Origin of the sequence: Streptomyces sp. Je 1-332 (assembly GCF_040730185.1) — a bacterium.
Lineage (GTDB): Bacteria > Actinomycetota > Actinomycetes > Streptomycetales > Streptomycetaceae > Streptomyces.
In genome coordinates this window covers 4,414,225-4,431,968 of the sequence record NZ_CP160402.1, presented here as the reverse complement: position 1 = coordinate 4,431,968, position 17,744 = coordinate 4,414,225, and the positions used below count along the sequence as shown (strand labels likewise).

Annotated in this window: 14 protein-coding genes and 1 pseudogene; 1 reads left to right on the top strand and 14 read right to left on the bottom strand. The window is 71.1% G+C overall.

Annotated features, from left to right (window positions below):
* Positions 1–54: 54 nt before the first annotated feature.
* From topA to bldG, 7 genes are all read right to left on the bottom strand, one after another.
* Positions 55–2,886 carry a type I DNA topoisomerase gene (gene topA, locus ABXJ52_RS20100; protein ID WP_367043987.1) on the bottom strand — a complete coding sequence of 944 codons (2,832 nt, stop codon included), beginning with the start codon at positions 2,884–2,886 and terminating at the stop codon, positions 55–57.
* 296 nt (positions 2,887–3,182) lie between these two features.
* Complete coding sequence (locus ABXJ52_RS20095; RefSeq protein ID WP_363210556.1) at positions 3,183–3,380, bottom strand: hypothetical protein; 198 nt, start codon at positions 3,378–3,380, stop codon at positions 3,183–3,185.
* Between the two features lie 219 nt (positions 3,381–3,599).
* Entirely contained in the window at positions 3,600–5,120 is a 1,521-nt protein-coding gene (locus ABXJ52_RS20090; RefSeq protein WP_367043986.1) for a class I SAM-dependent methyltransferase, read from the bottom strand.
* A gap of 100 nt (positions 5,121–5,220) precedes the next feature.
* A complete protein-coding gene (locus ABXJ52_RS20085; RefSeq protein WP_367043985.1) occupies positions 5,221–5,802 on the bottom strand; it encodes a small secreted protein in 582 nt (193 codons plus the stop codon).
* Positions 5,803–6,001: 199 nt separating this feature from the next.
* Complete coding sequence (locus tag ABXJ52_RS20080) at positions 6,002–8,410, bottom strand: sodium-translocating pyrophosphatase (RefSeq protein WP_367043984.1); 2,409 nt, start codon at positions 8,408–8,410, stop codon at positions 6,002–6,004.
* Positions 8,411–8,700: 290 nt separating this feature from the next.
* The gene (locus ABXJ52_RS20075) at positions 8,701–9,138 is read right to left on the bottom strand and encodes an ATP-binding protein (RefSeq protein ID WP_367043983.1); all 438 of its coding nucleotides are present in this window, start codon (positions 9,136–9,138) and stop codon (positions 8,701–8,703) included.
* A 113-nt stretch (positions 9,139–9,251) separates the two neighbouring features.
* A complete protein-coding gene (bldG, locus tag ABXJ52_RS20070) occupies positions 9,252–9,593 on the bottom strand; it encodes an anti-sigma factor antagonist BldG (protein WP_003975386.1) in 342 nt (113 codons plus the stop codon).
* Between the two features lie 80 nt (positions 9,594–9,673).
* Here bldG and ABXJ52_RS20065 point away from each other — a divergent pair, with 80 nt between their 5' ends.
* A complete protein-coding gene (locus ABXJ52_RS20065; RefSeq protein ID WP_367043982.1) occupies positions 9,674–12,145 on the top strand; it encodes a DEAD/DEAH box helicase in 2,472 nt (823 codons plus the stop codon).
* A 393-nt stretch (positions 12,146–12,538) separates the two neighbouring features.
* Here the strand turns inward: ABXJ52_RS20065 and ABXJ52_RS20060 are convergent.
* The 7 genes and pseudogenes from ABXJ52_RS20060 to ssd all read right to left on the bottom strand — a co-directional run.
* A pseudogene (locus ABXJ52_RS20060) lies at positions 12,539–12,889 on the bottom strand (Rv3654c family TadE-like protein); the annotation flags it as partial.
* Positions 12,886–13,278: a TadE family type IV pilus minor pilin gene (locus ABXJ52_RS20055; RefSeq protein ID WP_367043981.1), complete on the bottom strand. Its 393-nt coding sequence runs from the start codon at positions 13,276–13,278 to the stop codon at positions 12,886–12,888. The gene ABXJ52_RS20055 and the pseudogene ABXJ52_RS20060, both read right to left, overlap by 4 nt.
* A complete protein-coding gene (locus ABXJ52_RS20050; RefSeq protein WP_367043980.1) occupies positions 13,265–13,468 on the bottom strand; it encodes a DUF4244 domain-containing protein in 204 nt (67 codons plus the stop codon). The genes ABXJ52_RS20055 and ABXJ52_RS20050 overlap by 14 nt, the downstream gene beginning before the upstream one ends.
* A gap of 87 nt (positions 13,469–13,555) precedes the next feature.
* The gene (locus ABXJ52_RS20045; protein ID WP_367043979.1) at positions 13,556–14,338 is read right to left on the bottom strand and encodes a type II secretion system F family protein; all 783 of its coding nucleotides are present in this window, start codon (positions 14,336–14,338) and stop codon (positions 13,556–13,558) included.
* Complete coding sequence (locus ABXJ52_RS20040; protein ID WP_367043978.1) at positions 14,335–15,213, bottom strand: type II secretion system F family protein; 879 nt, start codon at positions 15,211–15,213, stop codon at positions 14,335–14,337. The genes ABXJ52_RS20045 and ABXJ52_RS20040 overlap by 4 nt, the downstream gene beginning before the upstream one ends.
* Complete coding sequence (locus ABXJ52_RS20035) at positions 15,210–16,385, bottom strand: TadA family conjugal transfer-associated ATPase (protein WP_367043977.1); 1,176 nt, start codon at positions 16,383–16,385, stop codon at positions 15,210–15,212. The genes ABXJ52_RS20040 and ABXJ52_RS20035 overlap by 4 nt, the downstream gene beginning before the upstream one ends.
* The gene (gene ssd, locus ABXJ52_RS20030; protein ID WP_367043975.1) at positions 16,382–17,521 is read right to left on the bottom strand and encodes a septum site-determining protein Ssd; all 1,140 of its coding nucleotides are present in this window, start codon (positions 17,519–17,521) and stop codon (positions 16,382–16,384) included. The genes ABXJ52_RS20035 and ssd overlap by 4 nt, the downstream gene beginning before the upstream one ends.
* Between the last annotated feature and the right edge of the window lie 223 nt (positions 17,522–17,744).

The following is a 17,744-nucleotide window of genomic DNA, read 5'->3' as shown; positions in this document are numbered from 1 at the left end:
GCCCCTTCGGTTCACACATTCACAGCGCCGTCACCAGGTGACGTACGCGGCTGCCTACTCGGCGTCCGACGCCTTGGTGGCCGAAGCCGCTGTCTTCTTGGCGGCGGCCGTCTTCGTAGTGGTCTTCTTCGCGGCCGTCGTCTTCTTGGCAGCCGTTTTCTTGGCGGCCGTCTTCTTGGCTGCGGTCTTCTTCGCGGGAGCCTTCTTCGCCGCCTTCTTGGCGGTCTTCTTGGCCGGGCCCTTCGCCCGCTTCTCGGCGAGCAGTTCGTAGCCCCGCTCGGCGGTGATGTCCTCGACGCTGTCGGCGGCCCGCAGCGTCGCGTTCGTCTCGCCGTCCGTGACATACGCCCCGAAGCGGCCGTCCTTGACGACGACGGGCTTCCCGCTGACCGGGTCCTCGCCGAGCTCCTTCAGCGGCGGCTTGGCCGCGGCCCGCCCGCGCTGCTTGGGCTGGGCGTAGATCGCAAGGGCCTCTTCCTGCGTGATGGTGAAGAGCTGCTCCTCGGTCTCGATGGACCGCGAGTCCGTGCCCTTCTTCAGGTAGGGGCCGTAGCGGCCGTTCTGCGCGGTGATCTCCACGCCTTCGGCGTCCGCACCGACCACACGCGGCAGGGACATCAGCTTCAGCGCGTCCTCGAGCGTCACCGTGTCGAGTGACATGGACTTGAAGAGCGAGGCCGTCCGCGGCTTGACCGCGTTCTTGCCGGTCTTCGGGGTGCCCTCGGGGAGCACCTCGGTGACGTACGGGCCGTAGCGGCCGTCCTTGGCGATGATCTCGTGGCCCGACGTGGGGTCGGTGCCGAGCGCGAAGTCACCGCTCGGCTTGGCGAGCAGCTCCTCGGCGTACTCGACCGTCAGCTCGTCCGGCGGCAGGTCGTCGGGCACGTCGGCGCGCTGGTGGCCCTCCGCGTCCTTCTCGCCGCGCTCGATGTAGGGGCCGTAGCGGCCGACGCGGAGCACGATGCCGTCGCCGACGGGGAAGGAGGAGATCTCCCGGGCGTCGATCGCGCCCAGGTCGGTCACCAGCTCCTTGAGCCCGCCGAGGTGGTCGCCGTCGCCGTTGCCCGCGCTGGAGGCGACCCCGGAGTCGTCGCCCTCGCCGAAGTAGAACCGCTTCAGCCACGGCACGGCCTGCGCCTCGCCCCGCGCGATGCGGTCGAGGTCGTCCTCCATGCGTGCCGTGAAGTCGTAGTCGACGAGCCGCCCGAAGTGCGTCTCCAGGAGGTTGACGACGGCGAAGGACAAGAAGGAGGGCACAAGGGCCGTGCCCTTCTTGAAGACGTAACCGCGGTCGAGGATCGTGCCGAGGATCGACGCGTACGTCGACGGGCGGCCGATCTCGCGCTCTTCGAGCTCCTTGACCAGCGAGGCCTCGGTGTAGCGGGCCGGCGGCTTGGTCGCGTGGCCGTCGACCGTGATCTCGTCGGCGGACAGCGCGTCGCCCTCGCTGACCTGCGGGAGCCTGCGCTCACGGTCGTCGAGCTCGGCGTTCGGGTCGTCCGCGCCCTCTACGTAGGCCTTCATGAAGCCGTGGAAGGTGATGGTCTTGCCGGACGCGCTGAACTCGGCGTCACGGCCGTCGGCGGCCGTGCCACCGATCTTCACCGTGACGGAGTTTCCGGTCGCGTCCTTCATCTGGGAGGCGACGGTCCGCTTCCAGATCAGTTCGTAGAGCCGGAACTGATCACCGGTCAGACCGGTCTCTGCGGGCGTGCGGAAACGATCACCCGAGGGACGGATCGCTTCGTGCGCCTCCTGCGCGTTCTTGACCTTGCCGGCGTACGTACGCGGCTTGTCCGGCAGGTAGTCGCTGCCGTACAGCTGCGTGACCTGCGCGCGAGCGGCGGTGACCGCCGTGTCGGACAGCGTCGTGGAGTCCGTACGCATGTAGGTGATGAAGCCGTTCTCGTACAGCTTCTGCGCCACCTGCATGGTCGCCTTCGCGCCGAAGCCGAGCTTGCGGCTGGCCTCCTGCTGCATCGTCGTCGTACGGAACGGCGCGTACGGAGAGCGGCGGTAGGGCTTGGACTCGACGGAGCGGACCGCGAAGCGGGTGTTCTCCAGGGCCGCGGCGAGCGCGCGGGCGTTGGTCTCGTCCAGGTGCAGCGTGTCGGACTTGAGCTGCCCGACCGAGTTGAAGTCGCGGCCCTGCGCGATGCGCTTGCCGTCGACCGTGGTGAGGCGCGCCACCAGCTGCGAGGGGTCGGAGGCGTCACCGGCGCGCCCGGTGCCGAAGGTGCCCGTCAGGTCCCAGTACTCGGCGGAGCGGAAGGCGATGCGCTCGCGCTCACGCTCGACGACGAGGCGGGTCGCCACGGACTGGACACGGCCGGCCGACAGGCGCGGCATGACCTTCTTCCACAGGACGGGCGAGACCTCGTAGCCGTAGAGACGGTCGAGGATGCGGCGGGTCTCCTGTGCGTCGACCATGCGCTTGTTGAGCTCGCGCGGGTTGGCGACGGCGCCCTGGATCGCGGCCTTGGTGATCTCGTGGAACACCATGCGCTTGACCGGGACCTTGGGCTTCAGGACCTCGAGGAGGTGCCACGCGATGGCTTCGCCCTCGCGGTCCTCATCGGTGGCGAGGAAGAGTTCGTCGGAGTCCTTCAGGAGATCCTTGAGCTTCTTGACCTGTGCCTTCTTGTCGGAGTTCACGACATAGATGGGCTCGAAGTCGTTCTCGACGTCCACGCCGAGACGGCGCACCTCGCCGGTGTACTTGTCGGGGACCTCCGCGGCGCCGTTCGGAAGGTCGCGGATGTGCCCGACGCTTGCCTCGACTACGTAGCCGGGGCCGAGGTAACCCTTGATCGTCTTCGCCTTGGCAGGCGACTCGACGATGACGAGTCGGCGGCCGCCCTTTGCGGTCTCGCTGGTCGGGGACAACTTCGCTCTTCTCTCCGGTCGGTACTCGGGGCCGTGCTGCGTGGCTTCGGGGCCGTGCTGCGTGGCCTCGCTCGGTGCGCTTGAGTTGCGCTGACGCTGCGGAGTGTGACGGTACATCCCGCCCCCGTGTCAAACGGGAAAAGCCCGCAACGGCCACTCGAACGGTAACCCGACTACCGCCATTCCTGCCGCCCGGAGTGGCGACCTGCCCTTTGACCACCGGCTTCACCACCGGCTCCCGGGCCGGCGCCGGGCCTACGGCCCGTACGCGCCCCGCAGCCACCGACCGTATCCGGTCAGAGGCGAGTGAAACACCACACTCCGAGCACCAGTGCGCCCGATCCCGCGAGCGCGGCGAGTGTCGCCGATGCGACGGGGTTCACACCGTCGGCGACGGGCGCGCGGTGCGCAACGCGTGCGCCGGTCCACAGCAGCAGCCCCGCTCCGAACAGCGCGAACACCGTGCCCGCGAAGATCGCTGGTCCGCTCTCCATGTCATTGCCTCCCCGTACTGAGTTCCCGGATCGGCAAACTGACACGCCCGGGAAACCGCGGCACGAACCCCGGGTGAACGGAGGGCTCCCGGCTCGCCGACTCCTCGAATATCGGGGGGCCGACTCCTCGAAACGTACGAGACACGCCGTACGCGTACCGCCAACGGACCGTCGCCCGCGGCTTCGGGGGAGCCACGCCCGCGGCTTCGGGTGAGCCCCTTACGCGTCGGCCGGCACCAGGAAGCCCTGCTCGACGAGGAGCCGGATCTGCGCGGGCGTGCGGTCCCGCAGCAATACGGGGTCCTCCCCGACCAGTTGCGCGATCGCGTCGAGAATCCGCCCCGCGCTCAGCGTGCCGTCGCACACCCCGGCGAAGCCCGCGCCCACCGTGTCCACCTTGGTGGCCCGCCGCATCCCGCGGTGCTGCCGCAGCACGACATGCTCCGGATCCTCGGCGCCGGGCAGTCCGACCTGCTCCTGGACGACCTCGTCCGCGAGCTTGAAGTGCCCCGCGAGCAGCGCGGCGTCGTCGTGCGTCCGTAGGAAGTCCTGGCGCGCGAAGAACTCCCGCACCGTCTCGCCCAGCGGCTGCTCGACGGGGTGCGGCCACTCCTCCACGGTCACCGATGGCTCGGCCGCACCGGACTTGCGCAGGGTGATCCACCCGAACCCGACCGCGCGCGTCTTGCGGGCCTCGAACTCATCCAGCCACGCGTCGTACCGCGCCGCGTACTCCTCCGGGTCCGTGCGGTGGTCCCCGGCGTCCCGCAGCCACAGCTCGGCGTACTGCGTGACGTCCTGCACCTCGCGCTGCACGATCCACGCGTCGCACCCGCGCGGCACCCAGGAACGGAGCCGCTCGGTCCACTCCTCGCCGTCCACGTGCTGCCAGTTGGCGAGGAAGTGCGCATACCCCCCTTCGTTCAGCCTCTCCCCCGCCTGCTGAACGAGCGACCGGCACAGATCGTCCCCGCCCATCCCGCCGTCGCGGTAGGTGAGCCGCGCTCCGGGCGAGATCACGAAGGGCGGGTTCGACACGATCAAGTCGTACGTCTCCTCGCCCACGGGTTCGAAGAGGGAGCCCTCCCGCAGGTCCGCCTCGGGAGCACCGGACAGCGCCAGGGTGAGCCGTGTGATGTGCAGCGCGCGGGGGTTGAGGTCGGTGGCGGTCACCCGGGTCGCGTACTGCGCGGCGTGCAACGCCTGGATCCCGGAGCCGGTGCCGAGGTCGAGAGCGCTGGCCACAGCCGTACGCACCGTGAGTCCGGCGAGCGTCGTCGATGCCCCGCCGACGCCGAGTACGACGCCTTCGTCATGGCTGCCGATGCCTCCGGCTCCGCCGACGGCGCACCCCAGGTCCGAGACGATGAACCAGTCCTCGCCGCTCGGCCCGCCGTAGGGCCGCACGTCCACCGTCGCCCGCAGCGCGCCCTCACCGTCCGCCGCGGTCAGCCAACCGCTCTCCAGTAGCGGGCCGACCGGCAGAACGGCCGCCACGCGCGCGTGCGGCACGGAACGCTGCAGCAGGAAGAGCCGTACGAGGGTCTCCAGCGGCCCGTCGCCGCGGGTGGCCCGCAGCGCGGGCACGGTCTCGCTGCGGGCGAGCGCCGTGTAGGCGGGCGCCCCGAGCAGCTCGAGCAGCCCGTCAGCGGTGAAGTCGGCCGCCAGCAGGGCTTCTCGCAACTGGGCGGAGACATCGGCACGATCGGACGAGGGCAGGGGGGCGCTAGCGATACTCACCCCTTCATTGTGACCCGCATACGCTCGTATACGCCGCTGCCCCGACGCCGGGGGATCTCTCCCAGGGCTCCGGGGCAGCGGGCAAGAAGGGGGGCGACCCCTAGGCGGCAGAAGGCGTAGCGCTGGCCGACTTGCAGCTGTCCTGCTTGCCCATCGCCTGGCCCACCTCGCCCTCCTGCAACTTCTCCAGCGCCTCGTTGCCGCTCTTGCTGAGCTTGTCCAGCTCTCCCGCGACCGACTTCAGCCCGTCCGCGAAGTCCGCCTGGTTCTTGGTGTCCAGGCCGTCGACCTTCTTCTTCAGGTCGCCGTACGACTTGGAGATGGCGTTCAGTTCCTTGACCGCGTCGTCGGTCTTCTTCTGGCCGCCGTCGACCGGCGGGGCGCCCGCGTCCTTCACGGCGGTACCCATCGCCTTGTAGGCGTCGGACATGTCCTGGAACGCCTTGGAGTCGGTCTTCTGGACGTCCTGCGGCGAGCTGTTGTCCGACGTCTCCTTCTGGATCGCCGCGTTGGCGGAAGCGATCTTCTTCGACTGCGGCTGGACCGAGTCACAGACGTCCTTGGCCCAGGAGTCCAGCTTCTCGTTGCCGTCGTCGCTGCAGCCCGACAGCGCCAGTACCAGTACCGCACCGCCGGACAGTGCGGCTGCAAGCTTCTTGTTCACCGGATTGGTCCCTTCCATGGCTCTCGGCCCCGGAACTTACACGCCAACTGGGTTACAACCGCATGCCGGGGGTCCGGTACCACCCCTATTAAAGCCATTTGCACCAAGCAGATGGCGCATGAGAAGGCTCACCAGCCAGCGCACGGCACACACAAAGGGCGGACGCCGCGTCAAAACGCGCCGCCCGCCCCTGTGTTGGGCAGAGTCTGACCCGGTGTTACGAAACCACGGCCGGGTCAGGCGAGTTGCCTACTCGCTCCGCACCACCTGCCTCCTCGTCACCCACGGTGATGCCTCGCCTCTTGGACACGTACACCGCGCCGACGATGACAAGGATCGAGAGCACCGCGATCAGTGCCCGCACTCCTGCGCTCGCGTCCTCCCCGTAACTGAACTGGACGACCGCGGGCGCGATGAGCAGCGCCACCAGGTTCATCACCTTCAGGAGCGGGTTGATCGCCGGGCCCGCGGTGTCCTTGAACGGGTCACCGACGGTGTCTCCGATCACCACGGCGGCGTGGGCCTCACTGCCCTTGCCTCCGTGGTGGCCGTCCTCGACGAGCTTCTTCGCGTTGTCCCAGGCGCCACCGGAGTTGGCGAGGAAGACCGCCATCAGCGTGCCCGTGCCGATCGCGCCGGCCAGGAACGAGCCGAGCGCGCCGACGCCGAGCGAGAACCCGACGGCGATCGGCGTGAGGACGGCGAGCAGACCTGGCGTGGTCAGCTCGCGCAGCGCGTCCTTGGTGCAGATGTCGACGACGCGCCCGTACTCCGGCTCTTCGGAGTAGTCCATGATCCCGGGGCGCTCGCGGAACTGCCGCCGCACCTCGTAGACCACCGACCCTGCGGACCTCGACACCGCGTTGATCGCGAGCCCCGAGAAGAGGAAGACGACCGCGGCGCCCAGGATCAGGCCCACCAGGTTGTTGGGCTGCGAGATGTCCATGACCAGGTTCATCGGAGCGCCGTCGCCCATTTTCTCGCCGACGTCCTTGGCCGCGCCCGCGATGGCGTCGCGATACGAGCCGAAGAGCGCGGCGGCCGCGAGGACGGCCGTGGCGATGGCGATGCCCTTGGTGATGGCCTTGGTGGTGTTGCCGACGGCGTCCAGGTCGGTGAGCACCTGCGCGCCGGCGCCCTCGACGTCGCCGGACATCTCGGCGATGCCCTGCGCGTTGTCGGAGACCGGACCGAAGGTGTCCATGGCGACGATCACGCCGACCGTGGTGAGCAGGCCGGTTCCGGCGAGCGCCACCGCGAACAGGGCGAGCATGATCGACGTACCGCCGAGCAGGAACGCCCCGTACACGCCGAGCCCGATCAGGAGCGCGGTGTAGACGGCCGATTCGAGGCCGATCGAGATGCCGGCCAGGACGACGGTGGCCGGGCCGGTGAGCGACGTCTTGCCGATGTCCTTCACCGGTCGGCGGTTCGTCTCCGTGAAGTACCCGGTGAGCTGCTGGATCAGCGCGGCCATGACGATGCCGATCGCGACGGCGATGACCGCGAGAACCCGCGGGTCCCCGTCGTGTCCGGCGATCGCCGCGTCCGTGACGCCGTCCAGGTCGGCGTACGACGACGGCAGGTAGACGAAGACCGCCGCGGCCACGAGGGCCAGCGAGATGAACGCGGAGATGAAGAATCCGCGGTTGATGGCGGTCATCCCGCTGCGGTCGGAGCGCCGTGGCGCCACCGCGAAGATGCCGATCATCGCCGTCACGACGCCGATGGCCGGAACGATCAGCGGGAAGGCGAGTCCGGAGTCGCCGAACGCGACCTTGCCGAGGATCAGCGCGGCGACCAGGGTCACGGCGTACGACTCGAAGAGGTCGGCGGCCATGCCCGCGCAGTCGCCGACGTTGTCGCCCACGTTGTCGGCGATGGTCGCGGCATTCCTCGGGTCGTCCTCCGGAATGCCCTGCTCGACCTTGCCGACCAGGTCGGCGCCGACGTCGGCGGCCTTGGTGAAGATGCCGCCGCCGACACGCATGAACATCGCGATCAGCGCCGCCCCGAGGCCGAAGCCCTCGAGGACCTTCGGCGCGTCGGCCGCGTAGACCAGCACCACACAGGAGGCGCCCAGCAGGCCGAGCCCCACCGTGAACATGCCGACGACGCCGCCCGTGCGGAAAGCGATCTTCATGGCCTTGTGCGAAACGGCGGTGAGATCCTTTTCGGGTTCACCTTCCGCGGGCGTGGCCTCTCGTGCGGCTGCCGCCACACGGACATTGCTGCGTACGGCGAGCCACATGCCGATATAGCCGGTGGTCGCCGAGAACACCGCACCGATCAAGAAGAAGATCGATCGGCCGGCACGCTGATTCCAGTCGTCTGCGGGCAGCAGCATGAGCAGGAAGAACACCACGACGGCGAAAACACCGAGAGTGCGCAACTGCCTGCCCAGATAGGCATTGGCGCCCTCCTGGATCGCCTTCGCGATCTTCTTCATGCTGTCGGTGCCCTCGTCGGCAGCGAGCACCTGGCGTACCAGCACCCAGGCGACCGCGAGGGCAGCGACCGCGACGGCCGCGATCACCATCACGATGAGGCGGTTGTCGTCGGTCAGTACTGCGGCTGCGAAGGTTGAGGGGTGGTCAAACTGATGAGGGGTAGAAAGCCCCGCCATTCGTCCTCCTTGACGCCTGGGGTGAGCTCAAGATGTGGACGGATTGTAGGGAGCGGAACCTGATCAAAACAGTGCGCCGCAAACGGAATTGGCGCGAGTTTGCTCCCCAGCAAATGATCGCGAGCACAGATTGACCCCGAAAGCGGTAATGCCCCAAAAGCGTTGACGGCGGCCGACGGTCCCGAGGCAATTGACCGGGGCAATGATCCATAAATGAAAAAAGGCCCTGCTCCCGGGGGCGGGAGCAAGACCTTGGTGTGGCTGTCGCGTCGGGGCAGGGCGCCCCCGGATCAGAGAAGCGGCGCCGGGGTCGTGGGCCACGTCATCCGGATGAGACCGCCACCCTCGCCCGCGGTGACCTCCACGTCGTCCACGAGCCCGCTGATGACGGCGAGACCCATCTCGTCCTCACCCTCGGCATCCGGATCGTCACCCGCACCGGACCCCGAGCCGGGTGCCCGGTCGCCGGGAGTCGCGTGGGGAGCCTCGTCGCCGACCTCGATGGAGAACTGCTTCTCGTCCTCGATCAGGGCGACACGGACCGGCGCCGACACGCCGTTGCTCTGGTGGAGCCCGACCGCGCGTGTGCAGGCCTCGCCGACAGCGAGCCTGACCTCGTCGAGGACGGCCTCGTCCACTCCGGCCCTGCGCGCGACAGCCGCCGCCACGAGCCGAGCGGTCCTGACATGCTCGGGCAGCGCGCTGAAGCGGAGTTCAACGGTGGCCATGTATCCCCCTCGGACATACGCGCGTGCTGTCAGGGGGCCGGGCCGAGGGCCCGGTCCCCTGCTGTTCTGCCACCCCCGGGCCGCACAAGCAGGCGACCCGGGACATCCGGCTCTCAGTCGGTGGCCGCGACCGCTTCCTCGACCGAGGTGTGAATGGGGAACACCTTGGTCAGGCCGGTGATGCGGAAGATCTTCAAAATACGTTCCTGGTTGCAGACCAGGCGCAGCGAGCCCTCATGGGCACGCACCCGCTTCAGGCCGCCGACCAGAACGCCGAGCCCGGTGGAGTCGAGGAAGTCCACGCCCTCCATGTCGACGACCAGATGGAAACTGCCGTCGTTCACCAACTCGACCAACTGTTCGCGCAACTTTGGCGCGGTATACACATCGATTTCGCCACCGACCTCGACGACCGTACGATCGCCGACGGTACGGGTCGACAGGGACAGGTCCACGGATCCTCCAGCACCTTGCTATCGAGCGGTCATCCCTCGGGACACCTCGGCAGAGCCCCCAGGACGGATCGCCAGCCGCGATGGCATTCAATCACTTACCGGCAGGCGTGCACGACGCCTTGGGACCATTGTCCATCCCGCCAGTGACACACTCGGTGCCGATGGCCAACTTTTCTCCGCCGGGAGGACCCTCCACGGGCGCCCCGGTACGCACGTCTCCACGGACGGTCCTGGACCGGCTCACCGCGGGGCCGAGCCGTGCTTCGCGCGTCACTCATACGGAGCACTTGCCCCCGCGCGAGGCTCGATATGCAGTCTGGCCTGATCGCATCCGTACGGAAGTCGTCGCCGCGGTCCAATCGGCCGGGATCGAGCACCCCTGGGCCCACCAGGCACTCGCCGCCGAGCACGCCCTGGACGGCGAGTCGGTCATCGTCGCCACCGGGACCGCTTCGGGAAAGTCGCTGGCCTACCTCACTCCCGTGCTCTCGGCGCTCATGGACGGCTCCGAGGCCCCCAACGGGCGTGGCGCGACCGCGCTGTACCTGGCGCCGACGAAGGCCCTGGCAGCCGACCAGCGCCGCGCCGTGCGCGAGCTCGCGGAGCCCCTCGGCAACGCGATCCGCCCCGCCGTGTACGACGGCGACACCCCCGTCGAAGAACGCGAATGGGTGCGTCAGTACGCCAACTACGTCCTGACCAACCCCGACATGCTGCACCGCGGGATACTCCCGTCCCACCCCCGCTGGTCCTCCTTCCTGCGCTCCCTGCGCTATGTCGTCATCGACGAGTGCCACACCTACCGCGGCGTCTTCGGCTCCCACGTCGCCCAGGTCCTGCGCCGCCTGCGGCGCCTGTGCGCCCGCTACGGCTCCGACCCCGTCTTCCTCCTCGCCTCCGCCACCTCCGCCGACCCCGCCATCGCCGCGGAACGCCTCACCGGGCTCCCGGTGAAGGAGGTCGCCGACGACGCCTCACCCCGCGGCGATCTCGTCTTCGCCCTGTGGGAACCCCCGCTCACCGAGCTCCACGGCGAGAAGGGCGCCCCCGTCCGCCGCACCGCCACCGCCGAGACGGCCGACCTCCTGACCGACCTGGCCGTCCAGGGCGTCCGCTCCGTCGCTTTCGTACGGTCCCGGCGCGGCGCCGAGCTGATCTCGGTGATCGCCCAGGAGCGCCTCGCAGAGGTCGACCGCTCCCTCGCCCGCCGCGTGGCCGCCTACCGGGGCGGATATCTCCCCGAGGAACGCCGCGCCCTGGAGCGGGCCCTGCACTCCGGTGAACTCCTCGGCCTCGCCGCCACCACCGCCCTCGAACTCGGCGTGGACGTCTCCGGCCTCGACGCCGTGATCATCTCCGGCTATCCGGGGACCCGCGCCTCGCTCTGGCAGCAGGCAGGACGCGCCGGCCGCTCCGGGCAGGGCGCGCTGGCCGTCCTCGTCGCCCGCGACGACCCACTGGACACATATCTCGTCCACCACCCCGAAGCGCTGTTCCGGCAGCCGGTCGAGTCGACGGTCCTCGACCCCGACAATCCGTACGTCCTCGCGCCCCATCTCTGCGCGGCCGCCGCGGAACTCCCGCTCACGGACGACGACCTGGCCCTCTTCGGCCCGGCCACCGAGGACCTGCTCCCGCAGCTGGAGGCCGCGAAGCTGTTGCGCCGCCGCACGAAGGCCTGGCACTGGACCCGCAGGGAGCGGGCCGCCGACCTCGCCGACATCCGCGGCGGGGGCGGGAAGCCCATCCAGATCGTCGAGGAGGGCACGGGACGGCTGCTCGGCACCGTCGACGCGTCCGCCGCGCACACCGCCGTCCACGAGGGCGCGGTCCACCTCCACCAGGGCCGTACGTATCTCGTGCGCCACCTGGACCTGGAGGACTCGGCGGCCCTGGTCGAGGAGGCTCAGCCGCCCTACTCCACGACCGCCCGCGACACCACGGCCATCTCCATCCTGGAGACGGACACCGAGATCCCCTGGGGCTCCGGCCGCCTCTGCTACGGCTCCGTCGAGGTCACCAACCAGGTCGTCTCCTTCCTGCGCCGCAAGCTGATCACCGGCGAGGTCCTCGGCGAGACCAAGCTCGACCTGCCGCCCCGCACGCTGCGCACCCGCGCGGTCTGGTGGACGGTCACCGAGGACCAGCTCGACGCCGCCCGCGTCAACCCGGAGATCCTCGGCGGCGCCCTGCACGCCGCCGAGCACGCCTCGATCGGCATGCTGCCGCTCTTCGCGACCTGCGACCGGTGGGACATCGGCGGCGTCTCCGTGCCGCTCCACCCGGACACGCTCCTGCCGACGGTCTTCGTGTACGACGGCCATCCCGGCGGCGCGGGCTTCGCCGAGCGGGCCTTCCACACGGCCCGCGAATGGCTGACGGCCACCCGGCAGGCCATCGCTTCCTGCGAGTGCGAGGCCGGCTGCCCCTCCTGCATCCAGTCCCCGAAGTGCGGCAACGGCAACGACCCCCTGCACAAGCGCGGCGCGGTCCGCCTCCTCACCACGCTCCTCGCCGACGCCCCCACCGCACCGGCCGCCCCCACCTCCTGAGAGACGTCGACCGCCAGAGCGCCCCGCCCTTACGTCAGGCTTCCGGCCAGCCGCCGCTACAAGGGGTCCTGGCGGGCCTCCGGCAGCTCGCGGCAACCGCGCCTCCGGGTGCCGCCCGGCGTGCGCCACAACGCCTGCCCACGGCTCCGGAGACGGGCCCGAACGCGACACACGGGGTCCTGGCGGGCCTCCGACAGCTCGCGGCAACCACACCTCCAGGTGCCACCCAGCATGCGCCGCAACGCCTGCCCACGGCTCCGGAGACGGGCCCGAACGCGACACACGGGGGCCTAGCGGGCCTCCGGCAGGTCGCCCCGACCGCACCTCCGCGTGCCAGGTAGCGTGCGCCGCAACGCCTGCCCCCGGCTTCGGAGGCGCGTCGGGCGTGACCGGGCCCGCCGGCCCCGCGCGGGATCTGACCTTCGTTTCGAACAGGCCTGAGCCCGCCGTCGCGGTGACGTCCGCGATCTCGCCCTGTAGCGCGCAGCGCACGAGGCGCGTTCCCTGTGCCTCCGCCACCCGTCCGGCTTTGGCGCACGCCCCGGAGCCACCATCCATCCAGTGGTCCGCGGCAGCGAGCGCCGCCAAGTCGGCTGCTCCGCCTGCCCGATGGCGGGCGACGATCACCTGGCCCATCGCGAGGACCGCGCCGCAGATCACGCACAGCACAGCCATCACGACCACCACCCAGACAGTGGCCGCTCCCCGGTCCGTCGCGTCCCCGGCATGAGCCCGCCTCCTCACGCGCCCACCCCCACCGTCTCCTCCGCCAACGCCACCGCCTCCGACCGCAGCCGCAGCCCGAGCCCCAGTGCTTGAGGACCTGGCGATTCCGCCACGACCTCCACCCGCACCAGGTCCCCGTCACGCCGCACGGCCACCGCCGCGCCCCGCGGCGCCGCCTGTCGAGCCGCTGCCACCGCCGCGCTCTCGGGGTCCTGCCTGGCCATCGCGCGCGCCCCGGCCCGCGCCGCGTCCACGCACTGGATCTGCGCGGACGCGGTCAGCAACGCCCAGACCAGCGCCATCGTGAACAGCACGAGCGTGGGCAGCACCACGGCCGCCTCGGCCGTCACGAAGCCCCGGTCCCCGAGACGGCCCCGGCCGCCCCGCCCCCGCTCAGAACTGGACATCGAGCGCCTTCTCCACGACCGCCTGCAACGCCGCCCTGACCTGCCCGCTCGTCACCACCTTGTAGAGCAGTCCGGCGAACCCCACCGCTGCGATGAGCCCCATCGCGTACTCCGAAGTGACCATCCCCGCGTCCCCCCGCACCGCACGCGCCCTGCGTCGCAGCGCCCGTGCACACAGCTGTCCCCACATTTCAACCCCCGTGAAATTTCCGTATGTTCAGGTCCCAGCAGCTCTTCTTCACGAAGCCGCTGGTCAACTACCGAGCCGTCGAGCCACTCAGATGCCGCTCAACAACCCGCCCGCCAGACCGATCACCACAGGCAGCACCCCCACCGCGATGAACGCGGGCAAGAAGCACAGCCCCACCGGCACCGTCATCAGCACCCCGGCCCTGCGCGCCGCAGCCGTGGCCATCCGGCCCCGTTCCGCCCGGCAGTCCGCTGCCAGCCTGGCCACCGGCTCCGCCGCCGGAGCTCCCGAGTCCCCCGCCCGCTCCAGCAGGCGAGCCAGCGCCCCCGCGCCCGGTATCGCGCCCAACCTCCGCCACGCGTCGACTGGTTCACCACCGAGCCGCACCTCCGCGGCCCCCTGCGCCAGCCGCTCCCCGACCGGCCCCTTCAGCGCCTCACCAACAGCCTGAGCCGCCACGACAGGCCCCGCTCCCGCAGCAACACAAGCCGCCAACAGGTCAGCGGCCAAGGGCAGTTGCCGCGCCGCCTCCACCGCGTCGAAGTCAGAGACCTGTACACCCCGCCCCCGCCACCAACGCCACGCCCCATACCCGGCACCCACCCCCACCAGGCCCCCCGAAACCCCGCCCACCAGCACCCACCCGGCGCTCACCGCCCCGGCCACCACCAGCCACCCCCGCACCGCACCCGGCCACCGCAGCCACTGCCTCCGCGAACCCCCCGGCCGCCGGTCCTCCACGCCCAGTACGACCCCTGCACGCCCCCGCACCGCCCCTTCACGCCGCGCCGCAAGGGCAGCCGACATCAGCCACAACACGGCCGTCGCACCCCACACGGCCACCCCCAGCTTGTGGACAACAAGGCTCATCGCTCCTCCGCCCCTCGCACGATCCGCAACGCCCACCACACGCCAACCCCCTCCAACGCCCCGCCCACCGCCAGACACCCGAGCCCCGCCCCCGTATGCAGCAACACCCGTAAGGGCGACGCACCCAGCGCGCTCCCCATGAGCAGCCCGAGGATCGGTAGCCCCGCGAGCATCACCGCCGTCGACCTCGCTCCCGCCAACTGGGCCCGCAGGTCGGCGCGTTGGTCCCGCTCCGCCCGCAGCGCGCCCTCCAGCCGCTCAAGCCCCGCCGCGAGCCCCGCGCCACGGTCCACCGCCACCCGCCAGCACGCCGCGAGCCCCACCAGGCCCCGCGCCCCCGGCTCCCGCGCCGCCTCCTCCAGCGCTCCCGGCACATCCCCGCCGAACCGCGCTGCCGCCAGCACCCCGGCGCGCGCCTCCCCCAGCCCGTAGCCAGATCCAGTTCCAGCAAGCCCGGGGCCGTCCCCGCCCGCCGCGGCCCGCAACGCCTCCCCCGGCTGCCGTCCGGCCCGCACCTCCCCCGCGAGCTCCCCGCACAACGCGATCACCGCCGTGGCCACGCGCTCCATTTCGAGCCGTGCGTCCCTGCGCCGCCGTACGCGCCGCAGCAACGGCACCCCGGCCGCCCCCAGGACCAGCGGCAGCACGGACTCCCCGAGCAGCGCGACCGCCGCCCCGGCCGCCAGGACCCACCACTCGTGCCGCACTCGGCCGCCGGCCAAGCCCACCGCCCGCTGCCACGCCGAAGCCTCCGAGCGGGGCGCGGAGCCGCCCGCGAGCACCGCGCTCGCCCGACGTCGCCCCCGGTCCCGTCCGACCATCAGCCAGGCCGCGCCTCCCGCGCACACGGCCGCCACCATCCCCACCACGCTCATCCCCCATCACTCCAACCGCCGTTCGCCAGCAGCGATTTCAGCCGCTCCCAGCCCCGCTCGCGGACAAACTCCTTCTCGCCCCACCGCAGGGCCGGCACCGTCACCACAAGGCCGGACGGATCGCGTTCCAGGACATGCACCTCGGCGACGCGCCGCCGTCCGGCCCGGTCCCGTACGAGATGGAGCACCACGGACAGCGCTGCCGCCAACTGGCTGTGCAGGGCTGCCCGGTCGAGCCCCGCCGCCGTACCCAGCGCCTCCAGGCGTGCGGGCACGTCCCCCGCGGCGTTGGCGTGCACCGTGCCGCAGCCGCCCTCGTGGCCGGTGTTCAACGCGGCCAGGAGGTGGACCACCTCCGCGCCCCGCACCTCACCCACGACCAGCCGGTCCGGGCGCATCCGCAGCGCCTGCCGCACCAGATCGTCGAGGCCGACCTGACCTGCCCCCTCCTGGTTGGCCGGCCTGGCCTCCAGTCGCACCACGTGCGGGTGGTCGGGGCGCAGCTCGGCCGAGTCCTCGGCGAGCACGATCCGCTCCCCCGGCCCGACGAGACCGAGGAGCGCGCTCAGCAGCGTCGTCTTGCCCGACCCCGTCCCGCCGCTGATCAAGTAGGAGAGCCGGGCGTCCAGCAGCGCCCGCAGGACCCGGTCCCCGCCCGGTGGCACCGTCCCCGCCGCGGTCAGTTCCGCGAGGGTGAAGGCCCGGGGGCGCACCACACGCAAGGAGAGGCAGGTCGACGCGACGGCGATCGGGGGCAGCACCGCGTGGAGACGGGTGCCGTCCGGGAGCCGTGCGTCCACCCAGGGCCTGGCGTCGTCGAGTCTGCGCCCCGCCACGGCCGCGAGCCGCTGTGCGAGCCGCCGCACCGCCGCCGCGTCCTCGAAGGACACCCCGGTCAGCTCCAGGCCTCCGCCGCGGTCCACCCACACCCGGTCGGGCGCCGACACCAGCACGTCGGTCACCGAGTCGTCCGCGAGCAACGTCTCCAGGGGCCCCGCGCCCACCAGCTCCGATCGCAGCCGCGCCGCCGCTCCCAGGACTTCCGCGTCGCCGAGCACCCTGCCCTGGGCCCGCAGCGCCTCGGCCACGCGGGCCGGAGTCGGCTCCGTCCCGTTCTCCGCGAGCCACTGGCGCACCCCGTCCAGCATCCTGGCCCCGACGACGGCGCTCATGAGCCCCCTCCGGTGACGTCGACCGGAACCCGGTCCCAGAACGCCGTGCAGAAGCGCGCCAGCGGGCCCCGCGCCGCACCCCCGGGCGGCATCCCCCCTGCCTGAGCCGCCAACAGCCCGGCTTCCCGCGGAAGTTCGCCGACGAGCGGCAGCCCGAGCAGTCGCGCGACCTCCTCCGCGTCGAACGCACCGAGGCCGTCGAGTCCGCCCCCGGTGCGGCCCGCGCCGGCCCTGCCGACCACCACGCGCAGGTCCCGCAGCACCATCCCCACCGCCGAGGCGACCCGTCGGGATCCGGCCACCGCGCGCAGCTCCGGAGGCACCACGATGAGCCCCAGATCCACTTGGGCCAGCGCCTCGGCCACTCCTTCGTCCACGCGCCGCGGCAGGTCCACGACGACCACGCCACCCCGCCTGCGGGCCGCTGCGATCACCGCCCGCATGGCATCGGGCGGAATGACCACCGCGTCACCCCGATCCCAGCTCAGGACCCGCAAGGAGTGCAGCTCGGGCAGCGACTCCTCGAGCGCGCCTCCACCGACCCGGCCCCTGGACTGCGCGAAGGCGGGCCATCGCAGCCCGTCGGCCGCCTCGCCGCCGAGCAGCACGTCGAGCCCGCCGCCGAGCGGATCGGCGTCCACGAGCATCGTGCGTCGGCCCGCGCGGGCGGCGGTGACGGCCAGCGCGCACGCCAGCGTCGACGCCCCGGCTCCCCCGCTCCCGCCGATGACCCCCACCGTGAGGGCTGGCCGCCCCACGCCCTCGGCGACATCGGCGATGCGGTCCACGAGCCAGCGCTCGCCATCGGGCAGGACCAGGACATGGTCGGCACCGATCTCCACCGCGCGCTGCCAGACCCCGGAGTCGTCCTGATCGCGCCCGACCAGCACGACCCCACGCCTGCGCACGGCTCCCCGCACTCGGTCCACCGCGTCGTCCCCGACCAGGATCAGCGGCGCCGCGTCCCAGCCGCCTCTGCGCTCCGGCACGCCGTGCTGCACTTCGGGCCGCGCCCCCGCCGCGGCGCACAGCCGAAGCAGGTCGTCCAGCAGGTCCACATCTTCCGTGACGATCAGCGGTCCGCCTTGCCGTCCGTCGGACGACGGCGGCCCGTCACGTGTAATCACTCCAGCCACGATCTCCAGCCCCCTCTCACTGCAAGCCCGTTGAATGCCGCGTTCCACATGAGCGATGAGCCGGCCAAAGCAATCCGGCCATGAACTTCGCGTGCAGAACGAGCGGAATCAGCGTGCAGCGATCGGGGATAACGTGTGGATCTTGGTCAATAACTGTGGACAACGCGGGGGCTGTGAATATCCCCATCACCCATACCGGTGACATCTCAAGGACTTCCACAGA

Excerpts from the sequence above, each read along its gene's own strand:
- ABXJ52_RS20095 (WP_363210556.1), bottom strand. The coding sequence starts at position 3,380 with ATGGAGAGCGGACCAGCGATCTTCGCGGGCACGGTGTTCGCGCTGTTC.
- ABXJ52_RS20085 (WP_367043985.1), bottom strand. The coding sequence starts at position 5,802 with ATGGAAGGGACCAATCCGGTGAACAAGAAGCTTGCAGCCGCACTGTCC.
- ABXJ52_RS20080 (WP_367043984.1), bottom strand. The coding sequence starts at position 8,410 with ATGGCGGGGCTTTCTACCCCTCATCAGTTTGACCACCCCTCAACCTTC.
- ABXJ52_RS20075 (WP_367043983.1), bottom strand. The coding sequence starts at position 9,138 with ATGGCCACCGTTGAACTCCGCTTCAGCGCGCTGCCCGAGCATGTCAGG.
- ABXJ52_RS20065 (WP_367043982.1), top strand. The coding sequence starts at position 9,674 with ATGGCATTCAATCACTTACCGGCAGGCGTGCACGACGCCTTGGGACCA.
- ABXJ52_RS20055 (WP_367043981.1), bottom strand. The coding sequence starts at position 13,278 with ATGTCCAGTTCTGAGCGGGGGCGGGGCGGCCGGGGCCGTCTCGGGGAC.
- ABXJ52_RS20050 (WP_367043980.1), bottom strand. The coding sequence starts at position 13,468 with ATGTGGGGACAGCTGTGTGCACGGGCGCTGCGACGCAGGGCGCGTGCG.
- ABXJ52_RS20045 (WP_367043979.1), bottom strand. The coding sequence starts at position 14,338 with ATGAGCCTTGTTGTCCACAAGCTGGGGGTGGCCGTGTGGGGTGCGACG.
- ABXJ52_RS20040 (WP_367043978.1), bottom strand. The coding sequence starts at position 15,213 with ATGAGCGTGGTGGGGATGGTGGCGGCCGTGTGCGCGGGAGGCGCGGCC.
- ABXJ52_RS20035 (WP_367043977.1), bottom strand. The coding sequence starts at position 16,385 with ATGAGCGCCGTCGTCGGGGCCAGGATGCTGGACGGGGTGCGCCAGTGG.